1 pseudogene is annotated in these 350 nt (G+C 35.1%); it reads left to right on the forward strand.

Features of this window, described 5'->3' with window-relative positions:
- Positions 1–350 (forward strand): annotated as a pseudogene (locus AC1DJR_RS34215) (plasmid recombination protein); the annotation flags it as partial.

Raw genomic sequence — 350 nt, forward strand, 5'->3', positions numbered from 1 at the left:
GAGTTGATTGCGAATTGGAGACAATTAGAAACGGCCTATATTGAATCTTTGGCTAAAGAACAAATTCCGAATTTTGAACGTGCCAATGTGGGTTCACATAAGTATATGAAAGTTCGTCAATACAAGGAATATGCCGAGGCAGTTTTTAACATAGAGAATCAAATTACTGAGATAAGCAAGCGATTGCCCAATAACAAAATTACGCTAAAGACCAAAAAGAAAGAGATAAAGACGGAGGTAAAACCAAAATTAATTGGTAAACCTGAAATCATTGAAAAAGAAACAGGTAATTATGTTTTTTCTCCAAAGCAACTCGAAAAGGTAGAAGAATTGATAACCGCAGCAGTCAC

Source organism: Bacillus sp. 05T31, from assembly GCF_056396725.1.